This is a genomic window from Pseudomonas sp. R9.37 (genome assembly GCF_963878885.1).
GTDB lineage: Bacteria > Pseudomonadota > Gammaproteobacteria > Pseudomonadales > Pseudomonadaceae > Aquipseudomonas.
The window spans coordinates 477,879-504,768 of record NZ_CAWNZA010000011.1; the positions used below are offsets into that span (position 1 = coordinate 477,879).

Consider the following 26,890-nt stretch of genomic DNA (forward strand, 5'->3'; position numbering starts at 1 on the left):
CTGGTGATTTTTTAAACTGTTCAGTCCGCTCGCCCAACCGGGCAGCGCGCATCTTGCATTCGCTCCGAGGAATACCATGGCCCGCGTAACCGTTGAAGACTGCCTAGAACACGTGGATAACCGCTTTGAGCTGGTCATGCTCTCTACCAAGCGTGCCCGTCAACTGGCCACTGGCGGCAAAGAGCCCCTGGTCCAGTGGGAAAACGACAAGCCTACCGTTGTAGCCCTGCGTGAAATCGCTGAAGGCCTGATGAGCTACGAGTTCATCGCCAACGCCGAAATCGTTGAAGACGAACCGCTGTTTGCAGCGTTCGAGGACGAGTCCAACGAGGCCGTCTAAGCCTATGCCTGGTCGACGTAGCACGGCGCGGGGTCACAGCCAACGGCAGGAGTTAATACTTTGCCGAGCATAGACGCCCTCGCCGATCGCTTATCGACCTACCTCGGCCCAGACCAGGTCAACCTGGTCCGCCGAGCGTATTTCTACGCCGAACAAGCCCACGACGGCCAACGCCGCCGCAGTGGTGAGGCGTATGTCACGCATCCTCTTGCCGTGGCCAATATTCTTGCCGACATGCACATGGACCATCAGAGCCTGATGGCTGCGATGCTGCATGACGTGATCGAAGACACCGGCATCGCCAAGGAAGCGCTCAGTGCGCAATTTGGCGAGACCGTGGCCGAACTGGTCGATGGGGTCAGCAAACTGACCCAGATGAACTTCGAAACCAAGGCCGAAGCCCAGGCGGAAAACTTCCAGAAGATGGCCATGGCCATGGCCCGAGACATTCGGGTAATCCTGGTGAAGCTGGCCGACCGGCTGCACAACATGCGCACGCTGGAAGTGCTGTCCGGCGAAAAACGCCGGCGCATCGCCAAGGAAACCCTGGAAATCTATGCGCCCATCGCCAACCGGCTGGGCATGCATGCCATTCGTATCGAATTCGAAGACCTCGGCTTCAAGGCCATGCACCCGATGCGTTCCGCGCGCATTTATCAGGCCGTCAAGCGCGCCCGGGGCAACCGCAAGGAAATCGTCAACAAGATCGAAGAGTCGCTGAGCCATTGCCTGGCGATCGACGAAATTGAAGGCGAAGTCAGCGGCCGGCAGAAACACATCTACGGCATCTACAAAAAAATGCGCGGCAAGCGTCGGGCCTTCAACGAGATCATGGACGTGTACGCGTTCCGGATCATCGTCGACAAGGTCGATACCTGCTACCGCGTGCTCGGTGCTGTACATAATTTGTACAAACCCCTGCCAGGCCGCTTCAAAGATTACATCGCGATTCCCAAGGCAAACGGCTATCAGTCGCTGCACACCACGTTGTTTGGTATGCACGGGGTACCGATCGAGATCCAGATCCGTACCCGTGAAATGGAAGAGATGGCCAACAACGGCATCGCCGCGCATTGGCTGTACAAGTCCAGCGGCGACGAACAGCCTAAAGGCACGCATGCCCGCGCCCGCCAGTGGGTCAAAGGCGTGCTGGAAATGCAGCAACGGGCCGGCAACTCCCTGGAATTTATCGAAAGTGTGAAGATCGACCTGTTCCCGGACGAGGTCTACGTCTTCACGCCCAAAGGCCGGATCATGGAGCTGCCCAAAGGCTCCACAGCGGTCGACTTTGCCTACGCGGTACACACCGACGTGGGCAACAGCTGCATTGCCTGCCGGATCAACCGTCGTCTCGCGCCGCTGTCCGAGCCGCTGCAAAGCGGCTCCACGGTCGAGATCGTCAGCGCACCCGGCGCGCGCCCGAACCCGGCCTGGCTCAACTTCGTGGTCACCGGTAAAGCGCGCACACACATTCGCCACGCGCTCAAATTGCAACGCCGCTCCGAATCCATCAGCCTCGGCGAACGCCTGCTGAACAAGGTGCTCAATGGTTTCGACAGCGCCCTGGAGAAGATCCCGGCCGAGCGCGTGCAAGCGATGCTCCACGAGTATCGTCAGGAAACCATCGAAGACCTGCTGGAAGACATCGGCCTGGGCAACCGCATGGCGTATGTGGTCGCCCGTCGCCTGCTCGGCGAAGGCGAACAGCTGCCAAGCCCCGAAGGCCCGCTGGCGATTCGCGGCACGGAAGGCCTGGTGCTCAGCTACGCCAAATGTTGCACGCCGATCCCGGGCGACCCGATTGTCGGCCACTTGTCGGCTGGTAAAGGCATGGTCGTGCACTTGGACAACTGCCGCAACATCACTGAAATCCGTCACAACCCCGAGAAATGCATCCAGCTCTCGTGGGCCAAGGACGTCACCGGCGAATTCAACGTCGAGCTGCGCGTTGAGCTGGAGCACCAGCGCGGCCTGATCGCCCTGCTGGCCAGCAGCGTCAACGCAGCCGACGGCAATATCGAGAAAATCAGCATGGATGAGCGCGATGGCCGCATCAGCGTGGTCCAGCTGGTGGTCAGCGTGCACGACCGCGTGCACCTGGCCCGCGTGATCAAGAAACTGCGCGCCCTGACCGGGGTGATTCGCATCACCCGCATGCGCGCATAGCCGATCTCTTACAAGGAGTCACTCATGACCAAGACTGTTATCACCAGCGACAAAGCCCCTGCCGCCATCGGCACTTACTCCCAGGCGATCAAGGCGGGCAACACCGTCTACATGTCCGGCCAGATTCCACTGGACCCAAAGACCATGGAGCTGGTTGAAGGCTTTGAAGCACAAACCGTCCAGGTCTTCGAAAACCTCAAGTCGGTGGCCGAAGCCGCTGGCGGCTCGTTCAAAGACATCGTCAAGCTGAACATCTTCCTCACTGACCTGAGCCACTTCGCCAAGGTCAACGAGATCATGGGCAAGTACTTCGAACAGCCGTACCCAGCCCGCGCCGCTATTGGCGTTGCCGCCCTGCCAAAGGGCGCACAAGTCGAGATGGACGCGATTCTGGTCATCGAGTAAAACACCCGGCGCAGCCTCCACAGGCTGCGCCGACTTCGTTTCAGAAGGATTTCGTGATGCGCAAAGCGCTTGTAGCCTCTTCGTTGCTCGCCTTGTTGCTCGGCGGCTGCGCCAGCAACCCCGCCGACCTGGATGTGAGCGGCACCTGGATCAACCAGGCCGCCATCAACGCGGCAGCCAAGGGCGGCCCTTTGCGTGAAGCGCTGCAAACCTATGGTCCGAACCTCGAATGGGAGGTCAACACCAAGGCTTCGCAGGCGCGTTACTACAACGGTTTTGAAGTCGCCGAAGGCAAGCTGCTCAGTGAAAAACCCGGTGCCTGGAGCGTCGATTTCTACGGCAGCTCCGCCACCGAACTCAAGCGCAAAGGCAAACAACTGCTGCAAGTGGCCAACGACAATGAGCCTGAGCAGCTGTTCGCCCGTGCCAATGACCCAGCCCCCGAAGGCGCGCCACTGGGCGCCAACTTCGAGCGCGCCCTGTATGCCGCCTATATGGGTGGCGACTGGAAGATCACCGACGGGAACGGCGACGGCGCCACAGTGCAGTTCCAGGCCGACGGCAAAGTCGCCGGTTTGCCCGGTGTCGATCGGTACTCGCTGTGCCTGGCGGGTGACTGCGCCTCAATGAGCGGCGGCTACGACAGTATCTGGCTGCAACTCAACGGCCAGGGCAACCCGTGGATCTTCGCGCGCAAAGGCAAGCAGCTGGAAATCTTCCAGGCCGTGAACACTGCGCAGGCGGATGAAGTGCCTTCGTTTACGCCGGGGCCACGGCAGTGGTTGTTCGAAAAACAGTGATACAGAACAAAGGAGCCTACCGGCTCCTTTTTCTTTAGTCTGCGCCATGGTTTTTTCACCAGCAGACGGACCACTCCATGCACACGCTACTCCTCATCAGCTTGATCCTGCTGGGCGGCTGCACACACCTGCAGCAGCAAACCGCGGACATCAGCGGGCTATGGATCAACCAGGCCGCTATCGATACCGCCGCCCAGGGGCGGCCGCTGCTTAAAGCCCTGGACGCCAACGGCATGAACCTGGAATGGAACATCGACACCCGTACCGGCAAAGCGCAATTCAGCAATGCGTTCGAGGAGGGTGAAGGCCAACTGCTGCAGAAGGCGCCTGGCATTTGGTCGGTGGATTACAACGGCCATGGCAGCGACGAATTGCAATTGAACGGCGAGCAACTTGTCCAACAGACCGGCAAGATTTACGCAGGGCAAACGTTTAGCCGCCCCATTCCACCCGCTGCCGCAGGTGCCAAGTGGGGCACGGCGTTCAGGCAAGCCCTGAACTCAGCCTACATGGGCGGTCAGTGGAAAATTATTGAAGGCCAAGGCACAGGCAACCTTGTGAGGTTCAGCGCCGATGGCAGCCTGTCCGGCCTGGGCAACAATGACCGCTATGAACTGTGCCTGGGAGGCGACTGCGCCACTCAAGGTGCCGGCAATGACGTCGTCTATCTGGGCAAAGGAGCGGTCGGCGACGGCTGGATTTTCGTGCGCTACGGCAAACAGTTGGAAATTCTGCAGGCGATCAACCTTTCCCAGCCAGATGAAATCCCCCAGCTCAGCCCCGGGCCACGCCAATGGCTGCTGGAAAAGCAGTAACAAAAAAGGAGCCTCACGGCTCCTTTTTCACATCTAGCACTTACCTTCAAGGATCGCCGCGTACCCTTCGCGATAAGTCGGGTAGGTCGGCACCCAGCCCAACGCCTTGGCTCGGGCGTTGCTGCATTGTTTGCTGCCAGCGCGGCGCACACTGGCGTCGTCAGCCCATTCGGTCACGCCCAGGTAGTCGCGCAACCAACTCACCACTTCTGCCAAGGGCGCGGGCGCATCGTCAACGCCGATGTAAATGCTGTCCAGCGAACCGCCCTGCTCCACATGCCGCAGCAGGAAGGCCAGCAATCCGGCAGCGTCATCCGCATGAATCCGGTTGCCATATAAAGGGGGATCAACCGCCACGCGATAGCCTTGGCGCACTTGGGTCAGCAGCCATTCGCGGCCGGGCCCATAGATACCGGTCAACCGCACGATGCTCGCCGGAATACCGCTATTGAGCGCCACTTGCTCAGCTTCCAGCATTACCTGGCCGGAATACCCTTTCGCTTGAGTGTCGGACGTTTCGTCGACCCACTCACCCTTCTGCTGGCCGTACACACTGCTGCTCGACACAAACAGCAAATGCTTGGGCTCCTGGCCGTAGTCGTTCAGCCACTCCAACACATGCTGCAGCCCTTGCACGTACGCCGCACGATAGCCGGCCTCATCGTGGTCGGTCGCAGCGGCGCAATACACCAGATAATCCACTGCGCCGATCGGCCAGGTGTCAGGGCAATCCTTTTTGAACAGGTCACCGGCGATGCCGATGACACCCTCTGGCAGGCGTGAAATATCACGTCGCAGGCCATGAACCTCCCATTCCGAGGCCAGCAATTGGCTAGCCAGCCGACTACCCACATCGCCGCAACCGGCAATCACAACAGAAGGCGCAGACATCACAAAACTCCATTCTTAAAGGCGCAGATTAGCCGCCGAAGATGACCAGCGGCCAGCAAAACGACAAATTAAGTAACTGTATTACTTTTGTTAACAAGAATTACTTGCAATAATAACCGCCCATTTGTCCTCGACCCATCAGGGTCTGGCAGGACGATCACTCATTTTTTTCTCTTAGGTCCGGCCAGCATGACACGTAATACAAACCCCGCTTCGCCAACCAAGCCTCTCAGCCCATCTCGCGCCTGGCGTGCGATTGCTGCGCTGCTGTTCAGCGTTCTGCTGGCACCGACCGCCGCTTTCGCTGACGCAACCGCCCCAGCCACTCCGGCCGCGGCCCAGCAGAACGCAACCACGCCGCCAGCCCCTGCCGCAGCCCCTGCCGCAGCACCTGTGGCCACCGACCCGGCCCAGGCCGCAGCCCCTGCGCCTGCCGACGACTCCGGTGTTGTCCTGGAAGAAGACAACAGCCTGGGCATGGCTCATGACCTGTCCCCGTGGGGCATGTACCAGAACGCTGACGTGGTGGTAAAAGCCGTCATGATCGGCCTGGCCATCGCCTCGATCATTACCTGGACCATCTGGATCGCCAAGGGCTTCGAGCTGCTGGGCGCCAAGCGTCGCCTGCGCACTGAAATCGTCCACCTGAAAAAAGCCACCACCCTCAAGGAAGCCAGCGACACCGCTACCAAGAAGGGCACCCTGGCCAACCTGCTGGTCCACGACGCGCTCGAAGAAATGCGCTTGTCGGTCAACACCCGCGAAAAAGAAGGCATCAAGGAACGCGTCAGCTTCCGCCTCGAGCGCCTGGTCGCGGCCTGCGGTCGTAACATGAGCAGCGGCACCGGCGTGCTCGCCACTATCGGTTCCACCGCGCCGTTCGTGGGTCTGTTCGGTACCGTGTGGGGCATCATGAACAGCTTCATCGGCATCGCCAAAACCCAAACCACCAACCTCGCCGTCGTTGCCCCAGGCATCGCCGAAGCCCTGCTGGCAACCGCACTGGGCCTGGTTGCAGCGATTCCTGCGGTGGTGATCTACAACGTCTTCGCCCGTTCCATTGCCGGGTACAAGGCTCAGGTATCGGACGCGTCGGCAGAAGTCCTGCTGCTGGTCAGCCGCGACCTCGATCACGCCCCTACCGAGCGCAGCTCGCAACCGCACATGGTGAAAGTGGGGTAATCGGCCATGGGCCTGCATTTGAATCAAGGCGACGATGAACTCGTCGAGAACCACGAAATCAACGTCACCCCGTTTATTGACGTGATGCTGGTGCTGCTGATCATCTTCATGGTGGCGGCACCGTTGGCCACCGTGGACATCAAGGTCGATCTGCCGGCCTCCAGCGCCAAGCCTGCGCCGCGTCCAGAGAAGCCGATCTTCCTCAGCGTCAAGGCGGACCAACGCCTGTTCCTGGGTGAAGAAGAAGTCAAAGCTGAAACCCTGGGCCCGGTGCTCGACGCCAAGACCCAAGGCAAGAAAGACACGACGATCTTCTTCCAGGCCGACAAGGGCGTGGACTACGGCGACCTGATGAGCGTAATGGATGCCCTGCGGGCAGCCGGCTACCTCAAGGTCGGCCTGGTCGGACTTGAGACGGCAGCCAAGAAATGATCACGACGCGCCACAAACTGACGCGTTATGGCACCAGCCTCGCCGTCGTGCTGGGCGTGCATGCCGTCGCGATCATCATCGCGCTTCAATGGTCCGCGCCGCATCCGGTGACGCTGCCACCGGCCGCCATGGTCATCGACTTGGCGCCGATGCCGGCACCACCGCCTCCCGCGCCGCCCAAGGTGGTCACGCCGCCACAGCCGCCGGCGCCGGTGGAAGAGCTGCCTTTGCCGAAACTGGCCGAAGCGCCCAAGCCAACGATCCAGGTGCCCAAGCCGGTCAAGCCCAAGCCCAAACCCCAGCCGCCCAAGCCAGTGGAGAAAAAGCCCGAGCCGCCCAAGGAGAAACCTTCCGAAGAGCCGCCGAGCGAAACCCCACCGACCAATGCGCCGGCGGAAAAATCCGCTCAACCCGTGCCCGGCCCGTCGCCAGCCCAGGTAGCAGCAAAAGCGTCCTGGGAAGGCACCCTGCTGGCGCACTTGCAGAAGTACAAGAAGTACCCGCCAGGCGCTCAACAGCGTGGCAAAGAGGGGCTTAACCGCCTGCGCTTCGTGGTCGATGCCGAAGGCAATGTGTTGTCCTACGAGTTGGTGGGCCGCTCCGGCAACGCCGACCTGGACCGCGCGACCCTGGACATGATTCGTCGTGCTCAGCCATTGCCCAAGCCGCCGGCCGACATGTTGAAAGGCGGCAGCGTCGAGATCGTCGCGCCGTTTGTTTACAACATCGAGAAGCGTCGCCGCTAAGGATTGCGAAGCAGGCCAATGCGGGAGCGAGCTTGCTCGCGAAAGCGCAGTGTCAGTCGATACATTCTTCACTGACACCGCGCATTCACGAGCCAGTGCGCTCCCACATTTTGTTTGTTGAAGCTAAAAATCCATTTTTCAGTTAAATCCGAGCCGCTCCCCGCTCAATCCCCAGCAAAGTTCTGATAACGTGCGTCTATCGATTGCAGCCGGTATGCTTGGCTCGCAACCTCATGGACGCCCGCTATGACTCTTACAGAATTACGCTACATCGTGACCCTCGCCCAAGAGCAGCACTTCGGCCACGCGGCCGAGCGTTGCCATGTCAGCCAGCCGACGCTGTCGGTGGGTGTGAAAAAGCTTGAAGACGAACTCGGTGTGCTGATTTTCGAGCGCAGCAAGAGCGCCGTGCGCCTCACGCCAGTGGGCGAAGGCATTGTCGCCCAGGCCCAAAAGGTGCTGGAACAAGCCCAAAGCATTCGCGAGCTGGCCCAGGCCGGCAAGAACCAGCTGACTGCACCGCTCAAAGTCGGCGCCATCTACACCGTTGGCCCGTACCTGTTCCCGCATTTGATTCCGCAACTGCACCGCGTCGCGCCGCAGATGCCGCTGTATATCGAAGAAAATTTCACCCACGTGCTGCGCGACAAACTGCGCAACGGTGAGCTGGACGCGATCATCATCGCCCTGCCGTTCAACGAAGCGGACGTGTTGACCTTGCCGCTCTACGACGAGCCGTTCTACGTGTTGATGCCGGCCTCCCACCCGTGGACGCAAAAAGACACCATCGACGCCGGCCTGCTCAACGACAAGAGCCTGTTGCTGCTCGGCGAAGGCCACTGCTTCCGCGACCAGGTACTCGAAGCCTGCCCGACCCTGACCAAGGGCAACGACGGCGCCAAGCACACCACCGTGGAATCCAGCTCGCTGGAAACCATCCGCCATATGGTCGCGTCCGGCCTGGGTATTTCGATCTTGCCGCTGTCGGCAGTGGACAGTCATCACTACGCCCCTGGCGTAATCGAAGTGCGCCCACTCACGCCGCCGGTGCCATTCCGGACCGTGGCGATCGCCTGGCGCGCCAGCTTCCCACGCCCGAAAGCCATTGAGATCCTCGCCGACTCGATCCGTTTGTGCTCGGTGGCCAAGCCGCCTGCTGCGAGCTAAGCAAGGGTATGACTGAGCTGTCGCACGTGTCGGTCACCGCACTCAAGGGTGTCGGTGAAGCCATGGCCGAGAAGTTGGCCAAGGTCGGCCTGGAGAACCTCCAGGACGTGCTGTTCCACTTGCCCCTGCGCTATCAGGACCGCACGCGCGTCGTGCCCATCGGCCATTTGCGCCCAGGGCAGGACGCGGTCGTCGAAGGCACCGTCAGTGGCGCGGATGTGGTGATGGGCAAGCGCCGCAGTCTGGTCGTACGCCTGCAGGACGGCACCGGTGGCCTCAGCCTGCGCTTCTACCATTTCAGCAATGCCCAGAAGGAAGGCCTCAAGCGCGGCACCCGCGTGCGCTGCTACGGCGAGGCACGGCCTGGCGCGTCGGGCCTGGAAATCTACCACCCCGAATACCGCGCCATTACCGGCGACGAGCCGCCGCCGGTGGATACCACCCTCACGCCGATCTACCCGCTGACCGAAGGCCTGACCCAACAACGCCTGCGCCAACTGTGCATGCAGACCCTGACCATGCTCGGCCCCAAAAGCCTGCCCGACTGGCTGCCGGTGGAACTGGCCCGCGACTACCAACTGGCGCCGCTGGACGATGCCATCCGCTATCTGCACCACCCGCCCGCCGATGCCGATGTCGACGAACTGGCCCTGGGTCATCACTGGGCGCAACATCGCCTGGCCTTTGAAGAGCTGCTGACTCACCAGTTGTCCCAGCAGCGCCTGCGCGAAAGCATGCGCTCCCTGCGCGCGCCCGCAATGCCCAAGGCCACGCGCCTGCCTGCGCGATACCTGGCGAACCTGGGCTTCGCGCCAACCGGCGCCCAGCAACGGGTTGGCAATGAAATCGCCTACGACCTCAGCCAGAAAGAACCAATGCTGCGCCTGATCCAGGGTGACGTGGGCGCTGGCAAGACCGTGGTCGCCGCCCTCGCCGCCTTGCAGGCACTGGAAGCCGGTTACCAAGTGGCGCTGATGGCGCCCACCGAGATTCTCGCCGAGCAGCACTTCATCACCTTCAAGCGCTGGCTCGAACCACTGGGCCTGGAAGTGGCGTGGCTGGCCGGCAAACTCAAGGGCAAGGTGCGCGCGGCGGCGCTGGAACAGATCGCCAATGGCGCACCGATGGTGGTGGGTACCCATGCGCTGTTCCAGGACGAAGTGAAATTCAAGAACCTCGCGCTGGTGATCATCGACGAACAGCACCGCTTCGGCGTGCAGCAGCGCCTGGCCCTGCGCCAGAAAGGCGTGGGCGGGCGCATGAGCCCGCACCAGTTGATCATGACCGCAACACCGATCCCACGCACCCTGGCCATGAGCGCCTACGCCGACCTCGACACCTCGATCCTCGACGAACTGCCGCCCGGCCGTACCCCGGTCAACACCGTGCTGGTCACCGACACCCGCCGCGTGGAAGTGATCGAGCGCGTGCGCGGTGCCTGCGCCGAAGGCCGTCAGGCGTACTGGGTGTGCACGCTGATCGAAGAGTCCGAGGAGCTGACGTGCCAGGCCGCCGAAACCACCTATGAAGACCTCACCAGTGCCTTGGGCGAACTCAAGGTCGGGCTGATCCACGGCCGCATGAAGCCTGCGGAAAAAGCTGCGGTGATGGCCGAGTTCAAAGCGGGCAACCTCCAATTGCTGGTGGCCACCACGGTGATCGAAGTGGGTGTGGACGTGCCCAATGCCAGCTTGATGATCATCGAAAACCCCGAGCGCCTGGGCCTGGCCCAATTGCACCAATTACGTGGTCGCGTCGGCCGGGGCAGCGCTGCCAGCCATTGCGTGCTGCTCTACCATCCACCGTTGTCACAGATCGGTCGTCAGCGCCTGGGCATCATGCGCGAAACCAACGACGGCTTTGTCATCGCCGAAAAAGACCTCGAGCTGCGCGGCCCCGGTGAAATGCTCGGCACCCGCCAGACTGGCCTGCTGCAATTCAAGGTCGCCGACCTGATGCGCGACGCTGACCTGCTGCCGGCCGTGCGTGATGCGGCGCAAGCGCTGCTCGAGCGCTGGCCGGATCACGTCAGCCCGTTGCTCGATCGCTGGCTACGGCATGGGCAGCAATACGGCCAAGTGTGACGCCTGACTCACTTATCCAACCAACAGTTGTATCAAGCTGGTTATACTTCGGTGACTGTAAGAAATTGGATCAGGCCATGTCAGAAGTAGCCCTCGCCACAGCCCCACTGACCGCCCCGCCGGTCATTCGGGCTCTGCTCGCAAAGCTCGCCATTCCTTATACGGAAGTCGCCGAACAGGCTGGCCTGAATCCCGCGCAAAAGGTCCAGGCGGTCTTGCTGGAAGATGCCGTTGGCGCCCTCATGGTGCTGTTCCCGCAGAGCCAATTGCTTGACCTCAACCGACTCGCCGAACTCACCGGCCGCCGCCTTACCGCAGTATCGCCGGATCGCATCGAGCGCATGTTGGCCAAGCACGAGTTGAGCCTGCTGCCAGGCCTGCCGGCCCTGACCAGTTCGCCCTGCCTGTACGAAGGCAGCCTGCTGAGCGAACCGAGCCTGCTGGTGCATTCAGGCGAAGCCGGGCTGCTGCTGGAAATTGCCAGCAGCGACTTCAAGACCATGCTCACCAAAGCCAGCGCCGGGCAGTTCGGCGAGCCGTTGAGCAACATTCGCCCGAACCTCGACCGCCCCAATGATGACCGCGAGGAAATCACCCAGGCGATGCAGGCGTTCACCGCCCGCCGCATCCAGCAACGCCTGGAAGCGACCATCGAAATTCCACCGCTGGCCGATACCGCGCAAAAGATCATCAAGCTGCGCGTCGACCCCAACGCCACCATCGATGACATCACTGGCGTAGTGGAAACCGACCCCGCCCTGGCCGCCCAAGTGGTGAGCTGGGCCGCGTCGCCGTACTACGCCTCGCCAGGCAAAATTCGTTCAGTTGAAGACGCCATCGTGCGCGTACTGGGCTTTGATCTGGTGATCAACCTGGCGTTGGGCCTGGCCTTGGGTAAAACCTTGAGCCTGCCCAAAGACCACCCGCATCAGTCCACGCCGTACTGGCACCAGTCGATCTACACCGCCGCCGTGATCGAAGGCCTGACCCGCGCCATGCCACGCGCCCAGCGCCCGGAAGCCGGCCTGACCTACCTCGCCGGCCTGCTGCATAACTTCGGTTATCTGCTGCTGGCCCACGTGTTTCCGCCGCACTTCTCGCTGATCTGCCGTCACTTGGAGGTCAACCCGCACCTGTGCCACAGCTATGTCGAGCAACACTTGCTGGGCATCAGCCGCGAGCAGATCGGTGCCTGGCTGATGCGCTACTGGGACATGCCGGACGAACTGTCCACCGCCCTGCGCTTCCAGCACGACCCGACCTACGACGGGCAATATGCCGAATACCCGAACCTGGTGTGCCTGGCGGTGCGCTTGTTGCGCAGCCGTGGCATTGGCTCCGGGCCGGATGAGGCGATTCCGGATGCACTGCTTGAGCGTTTGGGCTTGAGCCGTGACAAGGCCGAGGAAGTGGTCGGCAAAGTACTGGATGCCGAGGTGCTGTTGCGTGAACTGGCATCCCAGTTCAGTTAGGGATAAATTCGGCGTCTATTACGCCGTATTCGCGAGCAAGCCCGCTCCCACATTCGACTGCATTCCAAAGGTGGAACTCGGTCAAATGTGGGAGCGGGCTTGCTCGCGAATGCAGCCGACTTGGTACAACTGAAGAAACCTTTCAGACTTACTTCTTTTTCTTCGGCTTCAAATACTTGGTCAGCCCCTGGAACCAGATCACCAGCGCCGGGTTGCCCTTGATCTGGATCGACTTGTCCTGAATCCCCGTCATGAACGCCAATTGCTTGTTCTTCGCCTGCATCGTAGCGAAGCCGTAGGCGGCATCTTTGAAGGCGATAGCAAACGCAGGTTGCGGGTGAACCCCTGAGCGGCTGGTGATGCGCTGGTCTTTGACGATGAAGTGACGGGCAACCTTGCCGTCGAGGGTCTGCAACTGGAACGCCAGGTCTTTGTCACCCAGCTGTTGCTGGAAAGCAGGATTGGTGCGGCTGGCTTTGCCCATCATCAGGCCAAGCACCCACAGCAGAAGACGAAATTTCATGCACACGGCCTCGGTATCATTATTAAGTGGCCGCAGCAGTGTAACGATTTGTTGGAGGAACGCCACCGATCTCGCGCTTTAGCGGGAGATCGGCTGGCGTTTAACGCTTATAGCAACATGTTACTTAAACGTTAGGGCAAGGCACCGGCGCCCAGTCGGCCAGGTTTGGATCGCGGCAAGTGCCTTCGATCTGCGCCTTGCCAGCGCTGGCGACCTGCTTGCTTTCAGCTTGCTTGGTCTGCGCGGTCTGGATGGTTTTTTCGGTGGCGACCGCTTCTTTCGGCACGGTCGGCAGCGCTGCTTTTTTCGCCGGCTTGACGGCTTTTTTGCCTTTGGCCGGCGTCACCACCGGCGTGGTATCAGCGGTGGCCACGGTCACGACGTCGGCACGCTGCACACCCACTTGTTGCAGGTCTTGCTCGTACGCCTGGGTGTAGTTGTTCAGGTCTTCGCTGGCTTTGCCGTTGACCGCGACGATCAGGTCATTGGACTCCTTGAGGCCGGAAACGATTTCCGCCAGGCGCTTGCGGCCTTCAGTGTCGTTGACGGTCTTGGCTTTACGGTCAGCCACCAGCTTGGTGAATGCGCTCTGGTAGCACTGCTGGGACGCCTTGGCGTATGCGGTGCTGCGGTCGATGTCGGAAGCGCTTTTGTTTACGTCAGCCGCGTAGGACGCAATGCGTTGGTTGTCATCGCTGATCTGCTTCTGACGCTCGGTGTAGTAACCCGCCGCGCCACCCGCCAGGGCGCCGCCCGCGGCACCGATGGCAGCGTTACGGCCGCGCTTGTCGGAGTCGCCGGTCAGCGCGCCCAGCAGAGCACCGCCGGCAGCGCCGATGGCCGCACCGGTGACAACCGACTTGGTCATGTCCGAGTCGGTCGCGCGCAGGTGCTGCACTGGCTCGTAGCAGTTGGGGTAGTACTCGACCTTGGTGCTCGACGCGACCTTGGACGCCGGCGACGTGGCGCAGCCAGTCAACACGGTGCTGAAACCAGCCGCGATCAGCAGCAAGTGACGCTTGGAAACCGCCTTACGGGAAAAAAGCATAGGTGTGTTCTCTGTTAAGTTTGACTTGCCCAGCACGGCCCACCGCCGCCTGAGTCCCTTCCAAGCTCGCCATACAACCAGCGATCAAGACCGCTGACCGCTCGCTGCGAGCAATTCCTTCAAAATCGTTGCCGGGTCGGCCCGCTGTTGTTTGCGGTAGTTGCCGACATGGCGAACGAACAGTGTCGCGCGCGTCACCAGGCTCTTGCCGAGCACTGGCTTGCGATCCAACTCTTCCTTGATTCGTTGAAACTGCGCCTGGATCACCGCGTCGGTGTAGCGCGTGCCGGTGGCCAGGTTGTCGATGTAGATCGCCACCGCGCCGTCGAGCGCGCTGCGGCCATTGTCGATGGCCGTGGCAAACAGCTGCGCGCTGGCCGCGTCCTTGTTGTCCAGAGCCTGCTGGCGACTCTTCTGCAAGTTCATCAGGCGGATGTTGTAGTTGCTGATGGTCTCGGCCACCAGCGCGGCCGATTGAATCAGGTTGCCCGCCGCCTCTTCGCGTTGCTGGGCGATCAGCGAAACGTTGCGCTTGAGTTCTTCGTTGACCAGGCCCAGTTCGGCTTGCAGCTTGGGATCGACGCTGGCGGCGATGATGCTGTCCAGGCGCTTGGTCGGGTCCTGGGCGTCGTCGATGGCGTCGGTCAGCGAGGCCAGGCGGCCTTCTTTCTGCCACTGCGCGAACAGCTCCTTGTAGCGCGAACGCGGCGCAGACAACGCACCTATCGCCACGCGAAAACCGGTGGTCTCGTTGCTCTGCTCGGTGCCGTCGGCGGCAAACAGCGGGTACTCGCGGCGCATGCCCGTGAACAGCGTGCCCTCGCCTTCCAGGTAGTTGCCGCCCTTGACCACAAAGCCGCCGTAGGTGCCCTGGCGGCGCCCGGCGTGCACCAGTTGGAACGACTCCTGGACCATTTCCGCCGCATTGCCAATCACATCGAACATGCCGATCGGGTTGGGCAATTTGGTGCCGATGGGCATCAGGCGTGCCGCCTGGCCTGTACCGCCGGCGACTTGGTTAAACACCGCGTAATCACCCAGCGGCCCGTCGCTTTCACTGCCTTCGACACGCCGCGGAAACAGCCGCCCCTCGAGGTCCTGCCGGCTCACTGCCTGGCCACCACGCGCGGCGAATTCCCACTCCACTTCGGTGGGCAAGCGCACAAAACTGAGGCCACCGTCTTCGGCCGATGACCCACGACCACTGACCGGCAGCACGTCGCGGTGGTACTTCATCAACCAGGCGCTGTACACCGCCGAGAAGCGCTCGGCTTCAAAGCGCGAGAGTTTCACCTTGGGCAAGCGTGCAGCCATGCCGGTCGGCGCATCGCACGCTGGCGCCGGCTCACCACTGGCGAGCGACTGTGCCTGGGACATCACTTGGGCATACTGGCGTGCCGTGACTTCGTACTTGCCGATGAAGTACAGCATCGGCTTGAGCGGGGTTTTGGCGTCGGTCTTCGGCATCAAGGGCGCAATGACCGCGTTCCAGTCCTTGGGCAAATCCTTGAGCGTGAACTGGCCGTTGATGAAGTCGCGCCGGTAGCCGGAAATAAACGACTGCTGATAACCCGCCTCACCCTCGGCAAAGGGGTAACCGAGGCTGATCTCGCGGTCATCCAGGGTGCCTTGGGCCAGCACATAGGCGTAGCGGAACACCATGTTGCCTTCGCATGGCAGCGGCAGGCTCACGTCATCGGGCAACGGTTTGGGGTTGTCGAGTTTGTCGCTCGCCTCATCCGCCCACGCCATTGAAGCCAAGCTCAGCGCCATGGCGGCGCCCAGTAACTTATACATCTCTGATTCCTTCAGAAGCCTGGATACGCGCCACGCGCCAACCGCCACAGGCCGCCGCCACGGCGCTGACGCCGAGGACTGCAGCCAGGGCCAGGCCGTAATGAGGCGCCAACAGGCGACTGGCGTATTCGCCCGGCACCTGCACGAATAATTTATTCAAACCCGCCTCGGCCAGGCCATACAACCCGGCACTGAGCACTGCGGCAAACCCTGCGCTGTACAGCGCCTGCACCACCACAAACAGCAACAGCCCGGCAGTGGAAAACCCCAGCAGGCGCAACACCGACAATTCCCGACGCTTGCGCGCCACGGCGGCCAACACGCCGGCGAAGATCGCCGCAAATGCGCCCGCCAAGGCCAACCCGGCAATGATCCAGAACACGATCGACAGGTTGCGACTCAACGACTGCACCTGGGCAATGGCGTTCGCCTGGGTCGACACCAACAGGTTCTGCCCGGCGAAAAACACCCGCAACCGCTCCACATCGGCGAGGTGGCGGGCATACAGACGAAACGCCGGATAAACCCGCTGCTCGGTCGCGCCGACCGCGTCACCGTCCCAACTCAACGCCGGCACCGCGCGGCCGTCGCGGTAATCTTCCGCCGCTTCCAGCAGGCGCAAATCGGCAAACACACCGTCCCGCGCAAACGCTTCCAACGGCAGCACCGCCAGCACCTGCAACCGCGTGCGTTGGGCTTCGACACGCCCTGCCACTTGCCGCGCAAAGCTGGTCTCCAGCCAATCGCCAGGCCGCGCCGCGAGTTTTTCCGCGGCGGTGTGGCTCAGCACGATCTGGTCCAGGCCCCGAGGCATCGGCAACCCCACGAGCAGCGGGTCACCCGCTGCAGTCGGCAGCATTTCCAGGGTCAGCGTGCCCACCTGCGCGGTCGCCGCAATCTGGCGTGTACGCGGCACGGCAAAGGCCACATCACCACGCCGGGCAAGTTGCTCGATAAACGCTGCGTTGAATCGACCGCCGCCCAACGGAATAATTTCACGGGTTGCGGGGTCGGTCTCCAGGCGTTCGGTCAAACTGCTAACCAGTCCAAATTTCAGGCCGAATAACACCAGCAACGGCACGATCACGGCCACCAATGCCAGCACCGAACAGGCCGACAGCCAGGCGTCGTTGCGGTAATCCTGCCAGGCCAGGGACGCCACCAGACCGATGCGCATCAGCACGCCTCCCCGAGGGTGGCCGTGACGCCGCCGTCGGTGTCACGGCGGCAACTGATGCGCCGCACCTGCAAACCACTGGCGCGGGCCAGCGGCTCGTCATGGGTGGCGATCACGCAGGCCGCGCGATGTTCGCGGGCCTGGGCCAGCAGCGCCTGCATCACGCGTTCGGCGTTCAGCGGGTCAAGCGACGCCGTCGGCTCATCCGCCAGCACCAGTTGCGGCGCGTGGGCCAGTGCACGGGCGCAGCTCACGCGTTGGCGTTGGCCCACCGACAGCGCAGTCGGTTTTTTGCCCAACTGATCGCTGATCTCCAACTGTTCGGCCAGACGCGCGACGCTGCCGTCGTCCTTGAGCCCCAGCAGTTGGCGGGACAAGGCGATATTGCTGCGCACATCGAGAAAACCCAGCAGGCCGCCGGTTTGCAGCACGTAGCCCAAGTGCGTGCTGCGCAACGCGGCCAACGTCGACTGCTGATCGGCACGCCACAGAGCGCCGACATCGACCTGATCAAATTCAAACCGGCCAACCTGATCCGGCGCCAACACCAGCGCCAGCAGATCGAGCAAGGTGCTTTTGCCACAGCCGCTCGGCCCGACGATTGCCAACTGCTCACCCGCGCGCAGCGCCAGCGCCGGAATCACCAGGCTATAGCGCTGGCTGCCAACGCCGCGGCTTTTGTGCACTGCGCTCAAGTTCAGCATCACGGCAGCGTCGACAAGGGCACGCGGTACAACGCATCGCCCGGCTCGGCATCGCCGAAACGGACCCAGTTGGCCACATCATTGTGAAAGGTTTCGTAGAGGCGGATTTTCGAATCCAGCTCGTCGATAAAGTCTTCCTGCTCGGCCACGCTCAACGACAACCACAAGTCCTGGGTCATGTTCAGCGACTTGCTGCGGTACGGCAGGCCTTCCAGGTACTCACCGAGGATGCCGCCGTCGGCCAGGTTGCCGCCCTTGCGCAGGGCCTGCGGGTCGCGGCTCATGTAGGCCGAGGCGCTGGCGATTTCCTGGAAAAAATCCTTGGGCGAGGTCTGGGTCTTGCGCGCCGCATCGACGATCAGTTTCAGCGACTGCTGCAGGTCGTTGAGCTGCAATTTGGTCAGCATCACGCACACCTGGAACGCCGGCAGCGCCGGGTTGGTCAGGTCGCGGTCGGCGGTCCAGGCGCTGACCAGTTGCGGCGCCTGGCTCGCGGTTTTGCGGCCGAGGAAATCCATGTGCATGGCGTAGCCGACGGCCGCGGACTTGTCGGCCAAGGTCGGCGCGGCACTCAGCAGCGGCACCGGCTGCGGCGTGTTGCTGCGCACCTGGTGCACAAGGTTGGCGAACACGCTGCCGATCTCATCGACACGCTCACCCAGCTTGCGCACATCCCCCCCTGGCACCGGCGTGTAGAGGTCGCCGATCTGCGGGTTGGCGTCAGCGGTGAGCACGCGGTATTGGGTTTCGGCACCGGCATGGGTTTTCTTGCCGGCGTCGGTGCGCAGGTGCAGGGCGTAGATCTTGATCTGCTTGCCCAGCGCGGCCTGGCGCACCTCGGCTTCGTTCATCTGGGTGGCGGCAAACGGGTCGTTCTTGCGCAGTGCGCCGGCGTCGGTGACCAGCAGGATGATGCGCCCACCGTAGCCGGACCAGTCCATGCCATCCACGGCCTGCATCACCCCGGCAAACGCGTCTTCGTTGAACGAGTGACTGGACACGGTGGAGGCTTTGACCTGCCGCGCCATGTCGAGGAAGCGCTCTGGGTCGCGGCCCTGATCAAGGCTGATCAGCGTCTTGGCGACGTACTCAAGCCCTGGGGTTTTCTTGATGCTGTTGCGAAAACCCACCAGGCCGAAGCTGACGCTGTCCAGCTCACCACGCTCGGCGATGCGGGTTTGCAGCTCGTGCACCACGTCGCGGACCTGGTCGATGTAAGGCTGCATCGACACCGTGGTGTCCACCACCAGCACCACGGCGGTGCGGAAGGCGTCGGCGTTGGTGTTGATCGCTCGGGCGGCCGGCTTGGCAGCCGCGCTGCTGCCGGGGTCGATAGAGGCCACATTGAGCAACTGCACCGGCTGGCCGTTTTCGTCGAAGCTCTCTTTGGAGTCGAAAATCGGCAGCAGGTAGAACTGGTCCTGTGGCACCGCACTGGCCGTCGGCTCCAGCGCCAACACCTGTTGATTGTCTTCGCTGTTCTTCTGCGCCTTGGCCAGAACGCCTTTGGCGGCCGCAGGATCGGCCAGCAGTTTTTCCACTTCGCTGGATTGGCGCAGGAACATCACCGGCGCCCGGCCCGAGCGCTCGGTGAATTTGAGCACCAGGCTTTGTTTCCAGTCGCTGACCTGGGCGGCCGGCAACCAGCCGTCGCTGCGCCCATCGGTGGCGGCACCGACACGCAGCCACGGGCTGCTATCGACGTCTTTGCGCTGGTAAACGTAAAGCACGGAAAACGCCGGCAGCCCCTCGTCGGGGGCGCCGCCGGCATCGTGGGACAGCTTGGCGCCCGGCTTGCTCAGCACACGCTGGAACAGGGTCTTCTTGCCCGCCATCAGCAAGGGACGCTGACCGCCGTCCGCATCGGCCACAACCGTTTTTGCTTCAGGAGGCGCGGGCGTTTTCGGCACCACCGCAGCGGGCGGCGCCGCGGGTGTATCGCCGCGGCTCAACCACCAGTAGCTCGCGCCACCGATGGCAAGGGCGACAGCCACGGCGACTGCAGCCAAGGCCAATACCGGCCCGCGACGCTGCTCGGACACATTGCTGTGTTGGGTCGGCGTCACCACCGGTTGGCGCACCGGCTGCGGCTGGGGTTTGTCGGTCGGAATGTCGATAGACACCGGCGTCATGCCCGCCAGGTCGAAGCTCAGCGGAATCGGCAGCGGCCGCACCAGCGTGGCTTCCGGCGAGTCCGCCGGCAGTTGGTCCAGCGCGCGCAGCAACGCCGCCGCGTCCGGGAAACGCTCCGCCGGGTCCTTGGCCAACAGCTTGCGCAGCACCTCCTGATAACGGCCGTGGTGCACCGGCAGTTCCGGCAGCGGTTCGGTCAGGTGCGCCAGCGCCGTGGACAGTGCATCGGTGCCGGTGTAAGGCAACTCGCCGACGAGAATTTCATAGAGCACCACGCCGAGTGCGTAGAGGTCAGCGCGGCCATCAATCTCCTGGCCCCGCGCCTGCTCCGGGCTCATGTAGCTCGGCGTGCCCACGGCAAACCCGGCTTGAGTGAACTGGGTACGGTCATCCAGCGACTTGGCGATGCCGAAGTCCGACAGCACGGCGGTGCCGTCAGCGCGGAACAGAATGTTCGCCGGCTTGACGTCACGGTGGACCAGGCCCTGGGCATGCGCATAGCCCAGCGCCGAGGCGATCTGGCGGATCAACGTCACGCCCTGCTCCGGTGTCAGGCCGGCGGCAATGCGCTCTTTGAGCGTGCCGTTGGGCAGGTATTCCATGGCCATGTAATACAGCTCACCGACGTTGCCGATGTCATGGATGGTCACCGTGTGGGGGTGCGACAGGCGCGCCAGGGTCTTGCCCTCGCGCAGGAAACGCTCGCAAAAACTCGGGTCCGCCGCCAGCGCCGCCGCCATCACTTTTAACGCCACCTTGCGCTCCAGCGAACGCTGGGTCGCCAGGTACACGCTGGCCATGGCGCCTTCGCCGATCTCGCCTTCGATGTCATAACCCGGAATCACGATGTTCATGGCGAAACCTTCACGACAATGGCGGTGATGTTGTCCGGCGCGCCCCGGTTGAGGCCCAGGTGCACCAGGCTGCGCACGATTTCATCCGGCGCGTCGTGGCCCAGCACTTCGCGGATTTCATGATCCTCGACGGTCTTGTTCAGGCCGTCGCTGCACAGCAGGTAGCTGTCACCGGGAGCGATCAGCAGGTCGACCACCGCCACCTCCAGCTGCGCCTCCACGCCAATCGCACGGGTGACGATATTGGCGCGAGGGTGCACACGGGCATCGGCTTCACTGAGCAAGCCGCTGTCTTGCAGGTCCTGCACGTAGCTGTGGTCGCGGGAAATGCCTTCCAACACGCCGTCGCGCAGGCGGTACAGGCGGCTGTCACCGGCCCACAAACACACACCGCGCAAGCCGCGTGCGGCCAGGACCACCACGGTGCTGCCCATCATGGTCACGCCACGGTTGGCGGTTTCTTCGCGCACGGTTGCGTTGATGCGGATCAGGTCATTGCGCAGGGCCGCCGAATATTCGTCGAGGGAACGCCCCACCGGCACAGCGCGCAGGCTGTCGACGATCAGGCTGCTGACGTAGTCGCCCGCCGCATGCCCGCCCATCCCGTCGGCCACCACCCACAGACGGTTTTCCGGCAGGTCCAGGCAGGCGTCTTCATTGACCTGACGGACCATGCCCACATGGCTTTTGCTCGCGGATTTGAACGTCGCCCCCATCTACACCACACCTTCTTGTCCGAGCAAAAACTGCGCAAAATCGCCGGCGGCAGGCAAACCCTGACACCGCAATAAACCTGGGGAAATCACCTGCGAGCCACGCCCCCACCACAGGCTCGCGCCCTCGCAGGCCTGTTCGGCGAGCGCGGTCATGCGGCTGTGGGGCACGGTGGCGGCAACGCGTTGCAGCCCGGCAAAGCGGCTGTCCACGGCGCGTTGCTCACTGGCCGGGATGCCGAGTTTGTCGACGCCATCGTTGAAGCCTTCAAAGGTCGCGCCGGCATCCAGTGTGCTGAGCAGCAGCTCTTCGGCCTGCTCAAACCAGGTGTCCGGCCCGCCCACCAGCGATGCGGGGTTGGTGTCGTGATCGAGCAACGCCACCACCGCCAACGGAAAATACCGGCCGACACGGTCAATGCTCGGCATGACCACACCCGCCGCCGCGTCCGGCCCGCACACACCCGGCGCCAGCACAAAGCGCCACAACGGGCTGACCAGGTACACATTGAGCCAGTCGCCGCCCAGGCTGTTCTGGCTGGCGAGCAGTCCTGCCGCCAGCCAGCTGTCCCAGGGGCCGATAAAACTCTGGGGCAAGGCGCGGCTGACAAAGTCACCGCGGCTGGCCAACTTGCCGTAGAAACCCAGCGTCGTCATAACCGCTCCGGCAGGCTGAAGCCACTGAGTACGCGGCTCTTGAACGGGTTGAAGGCACTGTTGGCGCGCAACTCGTAGGCGATGCTCGCCCCGTCCACCCGCAGGCGCAGGTTGAAACGGTCCGGCGAATTGCCGGCGGTGAGGTCCGACTGTTCCAGCAAGCGGAACCAGGCCCACGGGCCGTCCAGGGTGACGCCCGAACGGCCGCTGGCCGATGGCGGCATGATCGAAATACGCACCACGCCGATGCTGCCGGGGTTCGGCCATTGCATGGCGACCGGGCGACTTGGGCCGTGGTCGTAGCTCAATTGCTGGCCGTCCAGATCAAGCAGGAACTGGGTGATGGTCGGGTCCATCGACACCGGTTTGAGTTCGAAACGCACAATGGGCTGCGTACCACCGGCGCGGAAAAACGCATCACGGATCGCTGCCGCACGCTGGAACGTCTGCAACACGCCTGGCGCAATCCCGAGCTTCTGCGCGGCGCCCGGTTGCCAGCGCCAGGTCTGCGCGGATGTGTCCACGTAAGGCTGCAGGTACTTGCGGAAATAGTTGTCCATCACCCCGCCCACGCCGAAGAACTGACCGAAGTCATCCAGCGTGGCGTCGCGAGCGCTGCCCGGCGACATCGGATAACGCCCGGCCAGCGACTGACGGTAGACGTTGACCACTTCGCTGACCCACGCCGCGTTCAGTTGGTTACGCACGCCGCCCATCATGCTGTTGGTGGTGGAATTGACCACCGACTTGACCATGCCCTGTACCAGCGGCGGCTGGCGTTCGGCATTCAGGCTGACCCGCGTGGCCGCAGCCGCCGCCTGGTTCTTGGCCTCGCCAAGCAAGGCATCGCCACTGGCGCCCACCATGGCACTGACCTGCACGTACAGCGCGTTCATGTCTGCCAACAGGCCATCGATGGCGGCGGGTTCGCCTTCATTCTTGCTGACGATGCTGTTGAGTGCGGCGAAGTGCGCGGTGACCGGGTCATCCCCAGCAGCCGGCGCGTTGGCGGTCGGTTGTTCCTGGCCGAGCAGGCTGCCGAGGCGCTCCTTGAGCTTGTCGACGCCGCCTTCCACCGGCACGCCTTTAGCGGCCAATTGGCGCTCTTCAGCTTGCAGATCGGTTTCCTTGGACACGGCCACCAGCAGTTTTTTCAGCGGCGAGGTCGGGCCGGAAATCACCCGCAGTACATCGGCCGCCTGGGCCACGCTGGTGATCGGCACGAAGTCGATGTCGGCGAGCAAGGCATCCCATTGGCGCTGGTAGTCCTGGAAGTACAAGCGGCGCACGTCCGCAGCGAGGCTGACCACGTTCTGCTGGTCGGCCTGTTCACGGCCCAGCACCCATTGTTCTTCGGCGAGGGTGCCGGTCTGGTTCAGGCTGCTCAGCAAGAACGCCTGGCGATACCCCTTGGCGGTGAAGAACCCACTCAGCGGCTCACCCAGCGGCTTGCCACTTTTGCGGCTGAACACCAGCGCAGCATCGCGGCCAGCGGCTTCGTTGATGCGAAAGTCCGGGATGCCATCGGGCAGCTTCTGGCGCTTGACCCGGTCGTAGACGCGTTGCGCCACCGGCAGTTGTTGCAACTGGCGACGCAGGTCGTCGATCAGGCGTGGGTCCAGGCGTGCATTCGGCGGGTGGCGCTCGAACAACGCCTGCAAGTGCCCGGTCAGCGCCTGACGCTGATCGGCCGGCAGGTCGCGCGGCAGGTTGCGGTCCCAATCGAGAGCGATCCAGGCCTTGATGAAGTCCGGGTCGTAGTGCTCGGCGTCGGCGAGCATCAGGTAGGCCTTGAGGCCTTCGTACAGGAAATCGGAATTGCCGCCACCGTGCAGTTGCTCTTCGATGCGCGTCACCAGGCGAGGCGCAAACACGGCGATCAACAGCTTGCGGTAAACGCTGGCGGATTCGGCTTCAAGCATGTCGCCCTGATACAGGCCCAGCCCTTCGGACCAGCTTGGCGAATCACCCGCGAGGCTCTTCACCGCATTGAGCAACGGCAGCACGGCGAGCACTTCGCGTTGCGCCGGGCTGAGGTTCTGTACGGCCTGGCCCAACGGCGCGACCTTCTGATCCACCTGGGCGATATACGCCTGGTTGGCGCGATAACTCACCCACCACAAACCACTGACCACCACCACCAAAGCGACGGTGGCTGCCAGCACGCCGCGTGCGATCCACTTGCGCCGACGCTCGACCTTGGGGTTCACGCCCACCAGGCCGCGCTCGGCGAAGGCCACGACGGTGAAGAGTTTTTCGATGAAGTAACTGCGCCCGGTGCCGCTCTGGCGCGCCAGGTGCTGGCGGTCCAGGTTCATGCTTTGGGCCATGGCACCGATCAGGCGATCAATCGGGCTGCCTTCCTGGGTGCCGCTGGTGAAGTACACGCCGCGCAGCAGCACGCGCTCTTCAAAGGCATTGGGTTTGAACACGCCTTCGAGAAAGCTTTGCAGGCAATCTTTCAACGCGCCGAACTGCTGCGGGAAGCCGTAGATCAGGTCGCGCCGCGCCGGGTCGCGCTCTTGTTGCAGACGCTCCACCAACCGTTCGTTGAGGCGCTGCTCAAGGCCGGCGAACTCGCTTTGCAGCGTCGCCAACGGGCTGTCGCTGTGCTTGCCGTCATCGAGCGCAAAGGTCATGCCCCACACCTGAGCGCGCTCTTCCTTGCTCAGGTTGTCAAAGAACTCCATGAAGCCCGGCACCAGGTCGAGCTTGGTCAGCATCAGGTAAATCGGGAAACGCACGCCCAACTGGGTGTACAGCTCCTGAATACGCAAGCGAATCGCCGCCGCATGGGCGGCCCGTTCGGCGTCTGTGCCAAGCAGCAAATCCGAGAGGCTGATGGCGATAAAGGCACCGTCAATCGGGCGGCGCGAGCGCTGATTTTTCAGCAGGTCGAGAAAGCCCAGCCATGCCGCCTTGTCCACCGTCGAGTTGCTGTCCTGGGTGGTGTAGCGGCCCGCGGTGTCGAGCAAAACGGCTTGGTCGGTAAACCACCAATCGCAATTGCGCGTGCCACCGACGCCCCGCACCGCACCCGCGCCCAATTGCGCAGCCAGTGGAAAATGCAGACCGGAATTGACCAGCGCCGTGGTCTTGCCCGACCCCGGTGGGCCGATGATCACGTACCACGGCAGCTCGTAGAGGTTGCGGCGTTCATCGCCACCGAGCTTGGCCTTTTTCAGCAGCGCCAGGGCCTCGTCCATGCGCTGGCGCAAGGTAGTGAGTTCTTCGGCGGTGGCGACACTGTTGGGGTCGACCGGGGTTTCCGCGGCCAGGCTGCGCATCACTTCGGCGGCCTGGCGGCGGGCCTGGATAATGCGGAACACGCGATACGCAATCCACACCGCAAACACCAGAATGATCAGCGCCCAGCGCCGCCCTTCCGGCACCAGCACATCGAGCAGCGGCCCCACAAACCAGATGATCAGGCTCAGGGCGATCAGGCCCAGCACGGGAATCACCCAGCGAATCATGAAACTGAAAAACGCCTTCACTCGACGCCCTCCGCCAATACGGTGATTTCAACCCGACGATTGCGGGCACGGCCTTCTGCGGTGGCGTTGGTCGCCACAGGCTCGGTGTCACTTCTGCCTTCGGCGCTGAAGCGATCCGCCTGGCCGGTCTTGGCTGCCAGGATCTCCAGCACCGACTTGGCGCGGGCTTCGGACAGCGCCCAGTTGGACGGGAAGCGCAGCGTGGCAATCGGGCGGTTATCGCTGTGCCCGGTGACGCGCACCTGCCCCTTGACCTTGCGGATGGCATCGGCAATGCGCAGCATCAGCGGCTGATAGTCATCGACGATGCTGGAGCTGGCCGAGGCGAACAACTCATCGCCCCGGATCGTCACCACGGAGCGGTCGACCTTGTCTTCCACCGCCACGCGGCCAGCCTTGATGTCCTCCGCCAGGAAACCGGCCAGGCGTGGCCGCTCGATGACTTTGGGCTGCGCCACCGGACGGTCGATGGCCTGCACCGGGATCTCGCCCAGCGCATGAATATTCTTGAACACCGGCTCGGCATCCGACGCCAGTTTCATGCGCAAGCCGAACAGCAACGCCAGCAGCAGCGCCAGGCCGATGGCCACGGCGATCCACGGCGGCATGAATTGCGCCAGGCGATCACGCGCCACGGTCACGCCGCGCCAGTGCGGCGACAGCTCGCGCTCGTGCTCGCCACGCGCACTGCGAATGGCGGCGGCGGTGCGTTCACGCAAGGCTTCGAGCTGGCTGCGACCGTCGTTCATCACGCGGTAACGGCCCTCGAAACCCAGGCAAATGCACAGGTACAACAGCTCCAGCAGGTACAGGCGCTCGCGCGGGCTTTGCAGGCAGTGGTCGAGCAACTGGAAGACCTTTTCGCCGCCCCAGGCTTCGTTGTGCACCGTGATCAACAGGCTCTGCTTGCCCCAGTCGCTGGTGCTGCCCCACGGCGTACTGAGCACCGCTTCATCGAGTGCGGTGCACAGCGCGTAACGTGCCAGCAGCACTTCGTTGCGCGCCACGCCAGCGGCTTCGGCGCGCTCTTCGAACTGGCGCAGGTAAGCCAGCAACTGCGCACGCAGGCTGGCCGGTGCCGGGTGCGCGATGGTGTTGCGCAGGCGCGTCAACAGCGCCAACAGCGGGCCGGCGGCGCTTTCCAGCGGGTTGAGGCCCTGGCTTTTACCGGTCAGGATCGGCGCGGCCGGCACCGACAGCGGCGCCGGCTCTGCACGCGCAGGTTCCGGCGCACGGCCACCCGGGCGCGGCATGAACTGGGTGCGGTCATCATCATTGGGATGCATC

General features: G+C 63.0%; 22 protein-coding genes. 11 read left to right on the forward strand and 11 right to left on the reverse strand.

Going from position 1 to position 26,890, the window contains the following annotated elements; genetic code table 11:
* The first annotated feature begins 76 nt into the window (after nucleotides 1-76).
* The 5 genes from rpoZ (at nucleotide 77) to AACU78_RS08930 (ending at nucleotide 4,526) form a co-directional block, all read left to right on the forward strand.
* The gene (gene rpoZ, locus AACU78_RS08910) at nucleotides 77-340 is read left to right on the forward strand and encodes a DNA-directed RNA polymerase subunit omega (RefSeq protein WP_003176920.1); all 264 of its coding nucleotides are present in this window, start codon (nucleotides 77-79) and stop codon (nucleotides 338-340) included.
* A gap of 60 nt (nucleotides 341-400) precedes the next feature.
* Nucleotides 401-2,506 carry a bifunctional GTP diphosphokinase/guanosine-3',5'-bis pyrophosphate 3'-pyrophosphohydrolase gene (spoT, locus tag AACU78_RS08915; RefSeq protein ID WP_083356111.1) on the forward strand — a complete coding sequence of 702 codons (2,106 nt, stop codon included), beginning with the start codon at nucleotides 401-403 and terminating at the stop codon, nucleotides 2,504-2,506.
* A gap of 24 nt (nucleotides 2,507-2,530) precedes the next feature.
* On the forward strand, nucleotides 2,531-2,911 hold the full coding sequence (locus AACU78_RS08920) for a RidA family protein (protein ID WP_003176922.1): 381 nt from the start codon (nucleotides 2,531-2,533) through the stop codon (nucleotides 2,909-2,911).
* A gap of 56 nt (nucleotides 2,912-2,967) precedes the next feature.
* Nucleotides 2,968-3,711 carry a hypothetical protein gene (locus AACU78_RS08925; RefSeq protein ID WP_106575863.1) on the forward strand — a complete coding sequence of 248 codons (744 nt, stop codon included), beginning with the start codon at nucleotides 2,968-2,970 and terminating at the stop codon, nucleotides 3,709-3,711.
* 77 nt (nucleotides 3,712-3,788) lie between these two features.
* Nucleotides 3,789-4,526, forward strand: coding sequence for a hypothetical protein (locus tag AACU78_RS08930; RefSeq protein WP_106575864.1), 738 nt, complete (start codon nucleotides 3,789-3,791; stop codon nucleotides 4,524-4,526).
* Between the two features lie 33 nt (nucleotides 4,527-4,559).
* On the opposite strand, the gene AACU78_RS08935 is transcribed toward AACU78_RS08930, so the two are convergent.
* On the reverse strand, nucleotides 4,560-5,417 hold the full coding sequence (locus tag AACU78_RS08935; protein WP_106575865.1) for an SDR family oxidoreductase: 858 nt from the start codon (nucleotides 5,415-5,417) through the stop codon (nucleotides 4,560-4,562).
* A gap of 189 nt (nucleotides 5,418-5,606) precedes the next feature.
* Between AACU78_RS08935 and exbB the strand changes: the two genes are divergently transcribed.
* The 6 genes from exbB (at nucleotide 5,607) to AACU78_RS08965 (ending at nucleotide 12,500) form a co-directional block, all read left to right on the forward strand.
* Nucleotides 5,607-6,599 (forward strand): tonB-system energizer ExbB, encoded by a 993-nt coding sequence (exbB, locus tag AACU78_RS08940; protein ID WP_106575866.1) that lies wholly within the window; start codon nucleotides 5,607-5,609, stop codon nucleotides 6,597-6,599.
* 6 nt (nucleotides 6,600-6,605) lie between these two features.
* Nucleotides 6,606-7,031 (forward strand): TonB system transport protein ExbD, encoded by a 426-nt coding sequence (exbD, locus tag AACU78_RS08945; RefSeq protein ID WP_003195519.1) that lies wholly within the window; start codon nucleotides 6,606-6,608, stop codon nucleotides 7,029-7,031.
* On the forward strand, nucleotides 7,028-7,777 hold the full coding sequence (locus AACU78_RS08950) for an energy transducer TonB family protein (protein ID WP_106575867.1): 750 nt from the start codon (nucleotides 7,028-7,030) through the stop codon (nucleotides 7,775-7,777). Before exbD ends, AACU78_RS08950 begins: the two co-directional genes overlap by 4 nt.
* A 246-nt stretch (nucleotides 7,778-8,023) precedes the next feature.
* Complete coding sequence (locus AACU78_RS08955; RefSeq protein WP_015886540.1) at nucleotides 8,024-8,944, forward strand: hydrogen peroxide-inducible genes activator; 921 nt, start codon at nucleotides 8,024-8,026, stop codon at nucleotides 8,942-8,944.
* Between the two features lie 8 nt (nucleotides 8,945-8,952).
* Entirely contained in the window at nucleotides 8,953-11,028 is a 2,076-nt protein-coding gene (gene recG / locus AACU78_RS08960) for an ATP-dependent DNA helicase RecG (protein WP_106575868.1), read from the forward strand.
* A 77-nt stretch (nucleotides 11,029-11,105) separates the two neighbouring features.
* Nucleotides 11,106-12,500 carry an aminoacyl-tRNA deacylase and HDOD domain-containing protein gene (locus AACU78_RS08965; protein ID WP_106575869.1) on the forward strand — a complete coding sequence of 465 codons (1,395 nt, stop codon included), beginning with the start codon at nucleotides 11,106-11,108 and terminating at the stop codon, nucleotides 12,498-12,500.
* A gap of 148 nt (nucleotides 12,501-12,648) precedes the next feature.
* Here the strand turns inward: AACU78_RS08965 and AACU78_RS08970 are convergent, their stop codons facing one another.
* The 10 genes from AACU78_RS08970 to AACU78_RS09015 form a co-directional block, all read right to left on the reverse strand.
* Nucleotides 12,649-13,023 (reverse strand): helicase, encoded by a 375-nt coding sequence (locus AACU78_RS08970; RefSeq protein ID WP_106575870.1) that lies wholly within the window; start codon nucleotides 13,021-13,023, stop codon nucleotides 12,649-12,651.
* Between the two features lie 124 nt (nucleotides 13,024-13,147).
* Nucleotides 13,148-14,071, reverse strand: a complete 924-nt coding sequence (tagQ, locus tag AACU78_RS08975; protein WP_106575871.1) for a type VI secretion system-associated lipoprotein TagQ — start codon at nucleotides 14,069-14,071, stop codon at nucleotides 13,148-13,150.
* Between the two features lie 84 nt (nucleotides 14,072-14,155).
* Complete coding sequence (locus AACU78_RS08980; RefSeq protein ID WP_106575872.1) at nucleotides 14,156-15,868, reverse strand: formylglycine-generating enzyme family protein; 1,713 nt, start codon at nucleotides 15,866-15,868, stop codon at nucleotides 14,156-14,158.
* Nucleotides 15,861-17,045, reverse strand: coding sequence for an ABC transporter permease (locus AACU78_RS08985; RefSeq protein ID WP_106575873.1), 1,185 nt, complete (start codon nucleotides 17,043-17,045; stop codon nucleotides 15,861-15,863). The genes AACU78_RS08980 and AACU78_RS08985 overlap by 8 nt, the downstream gene beginning before the upstream one ends.
* On the reverse strand, nucleotides 17,045-17,749 hold the full coding sequence (locus AACU78_RS08990; protein WP_106575874.1) for an ABC transporter ATP-binding protein: 705 nt from the start codon (nucleotides 17,747-17,749) through the stop codon (nucleotides 17,045-17,047). The genes AACU78_RS08985 and AACU78_RS08990 overlap by 1 nt, the downstream gene beginning before the upstream one ends.
* Nucleotides 17,749-20,736, reverse strand: coding sequence for a serine/threonine-protein kinase (locus AACU78_RS08995; RefSeq protein WP_106575875.1), 2,988 nt, complete (start codon nucleotides 20,734-20,736; stop codon nucleotides 17,749-17,751). The genes AACU78_RS08990 and AACU78_RS08995 overlap by 1 nt, the downstream gene beginning before the upstream one ends.
* Nucleotides 20,733-21,452 (reverse strand): PP2C family protein-serine/threonine phosphatase, encoded by a 720-nt coding sequence (locus AACU78_RS09000; RefSeq protein ID WP_106575876.1) that lies wholly within the window; start codon nucleotides 21,450-21,452, stop codon nucleotides 20,733-20,735. Before AACU78_RS09000 ends, AACU78_RS08995 begins: the two co-directional genes overlap by 4 nt.
* The gene (gene tagF / locus AACU78_RS09005) at nucleotides 21,453-22,106 is read right to left on the reverse strand and encodes a type VI secretion system-associated protein TagF (protein ID WP_106575877.1); all 654 of its coding nucleotides are present in this window, start codon (nucleotides 22,104-22,106) and stop codon (nucleotides 21,453-21,455) included.
* Nucleotides 22,103-25,603 (reverse strand): type VI secretion system membrane subunit TssM, encoded by a 3,501-nt coding sequence (tssM, locus tag AACU78_RS09010; protein ID WP_106575878.1) that lies wholly within the window; start codon nucleotides 25,601-25,603, stop codon nucleotides 22,103-22,105. Before tssM ends, tagF begins: the two co-directional genes overlap by 4 nt.
* Entirely contained in the window at nucleotides 25,600-26,889 is a 1,290-nt protein-coding gene (locus AACU78_RS09015; RefSeq protein ID WP_106575879.1) for a DotU family type VI secretion system protein, read from the reverse strand. Before AACU78_RS09015 ends, tssM begins: the two co-directional genes overlap by 4 nt.
* Nucleotide 26,890 lies beyond the last annotated feature (1 nt).

Coding starts and splice junctions, on each gene's coding strand:
- rpoZ (WP_003176920.1), top strand. CDS start 77: ATGGCCCGCGTAACCGTTGAAGACTGCCTAGAACACGTGGATAACCGC.
- AACU78_RS08920 (WP_003176922.1), top strand. CDS start 2,531: ATGACCAAGACTGTTATCACCAGCGACAAAGCCCCTGCCGCCATCGGC.
- AACU78_RS08925 (WP_106575863.1), top strand. CDS start 2,968: ATGCGCAAAGCGCTTGTAGCCTCTTCGTTGCTCGCCTTGTTGCTCGGC.
- AACU78_RS08930 (WP_106575864.1), top strand. CDS start 3,789: ATGCACACGCTACTCCTCATCAGCTTGATCCTGCTGGGCGGCTGCACA.
- AACU78_RS08935 (WP_106575865.1), bottom strand. CDS start 5,417: ATGTCTGCGCCTTCTGTTGTGATTGCCGGTTGCGGCGATGTGGGTAGT.
- exbB (WP_106575866.1), top strand. CDS start 5,607: ATGACACGTAATACAAACCCCGCTTCGCCAACCAAGCCTCTCAGCCCA.
- exbD (WP_003195519.1), top strand. CDS start 6,606: ATGGGCCTGCATTTGAATCAAGGCGACGATGAACTCGTCGAGAACCAC.
- AACU78_RS08950 (WP_106575867.1), top strand. CDS start 7,028: ATGATCACGACGCGCCACAAACTGACGCGTTATGGCACCAGCCTCGCC.
- AACU78_RS08955 (WP_015886540.1), top strand. CDS start 8,024: ATGACTCTTACAGAATTACGCTACATCGTGACCCTCGCCCAAGAGCAG.
- recG (WP_106575868.1), top strand. CDS start 8,953: ATGACTGAGCTGTCGCACGTGTCGGTCACCGCACTCAAGGGTGTCGGT.
- AACU78_RS08965 (WP_106575869.1), top strand. CDS start 11,106: ATGTCAGAAGTAGCCCTCGCCACAGCCCCACTGACCGCCCCGCCGGTC.
- AACU78_RS08970 (WP_106575870.1), bottom strand. CDS start 13,023: ATGAAATTTCGTCTTCTGCTGTGGGTGCTTGGCCTGATGATGGGCAAA.
- tagQ (WP_106575871.1), bottom strand. CDS start 14,071: ATGCTTTTTTCCCGTAAGGCGGTTTCCAAGCGTCACTTGCTGCTGATC.
- AACU78_RS08980 (WP_106575872.1), bottom strand. CDS start 15,868: ATGTATAAGTTACTGGGCGCCGCCATGGCGCTGAGCTTGGCTTCAATG.
- AACU78_RS08985 (WP_106575873.1), bottom strand. CDS start 17,045: ATGCGCATCGGTCTGGTGGCGTCCCTGGCCTGGCAGGATTACCGCAAC.
- AACU78_RS08990 (WP_106575874.1), bottom strand. CDS start 17,749: ATGCTGAACTTGAGCGCAGTGCACAAAAGCCGCGGCGTTGGCAGCCAG.
- AACU78_RS08995 (WP_106575875.1), bottom strand. CDS start 20,736: ATGAACATCGTGATTCCGGGTTATGACATCGAAGGCGAGATCGGCGAA.
- AACU78_RS09000 (WP_106575876.1), bottom strand. CDS start 21,452: ATGGGGGCGACGTTCAAATCCGCGAGCAAAAGCCATGTGGGCATGGTC.
- tagF (WP_106575877.1), bottom strand. CDS start 22,106: ATGACGACGCTGGGTTTCTACGGCAAGTTGGCCAGCCGCGGTGACTTT.
- AACU78_RS09015 (WP_106575879.1), bottom strand. CDS start 26,889: ATGCATCCCAATGATGATGACCGCACCCAGTTCATGCCGCGCCCGGGT.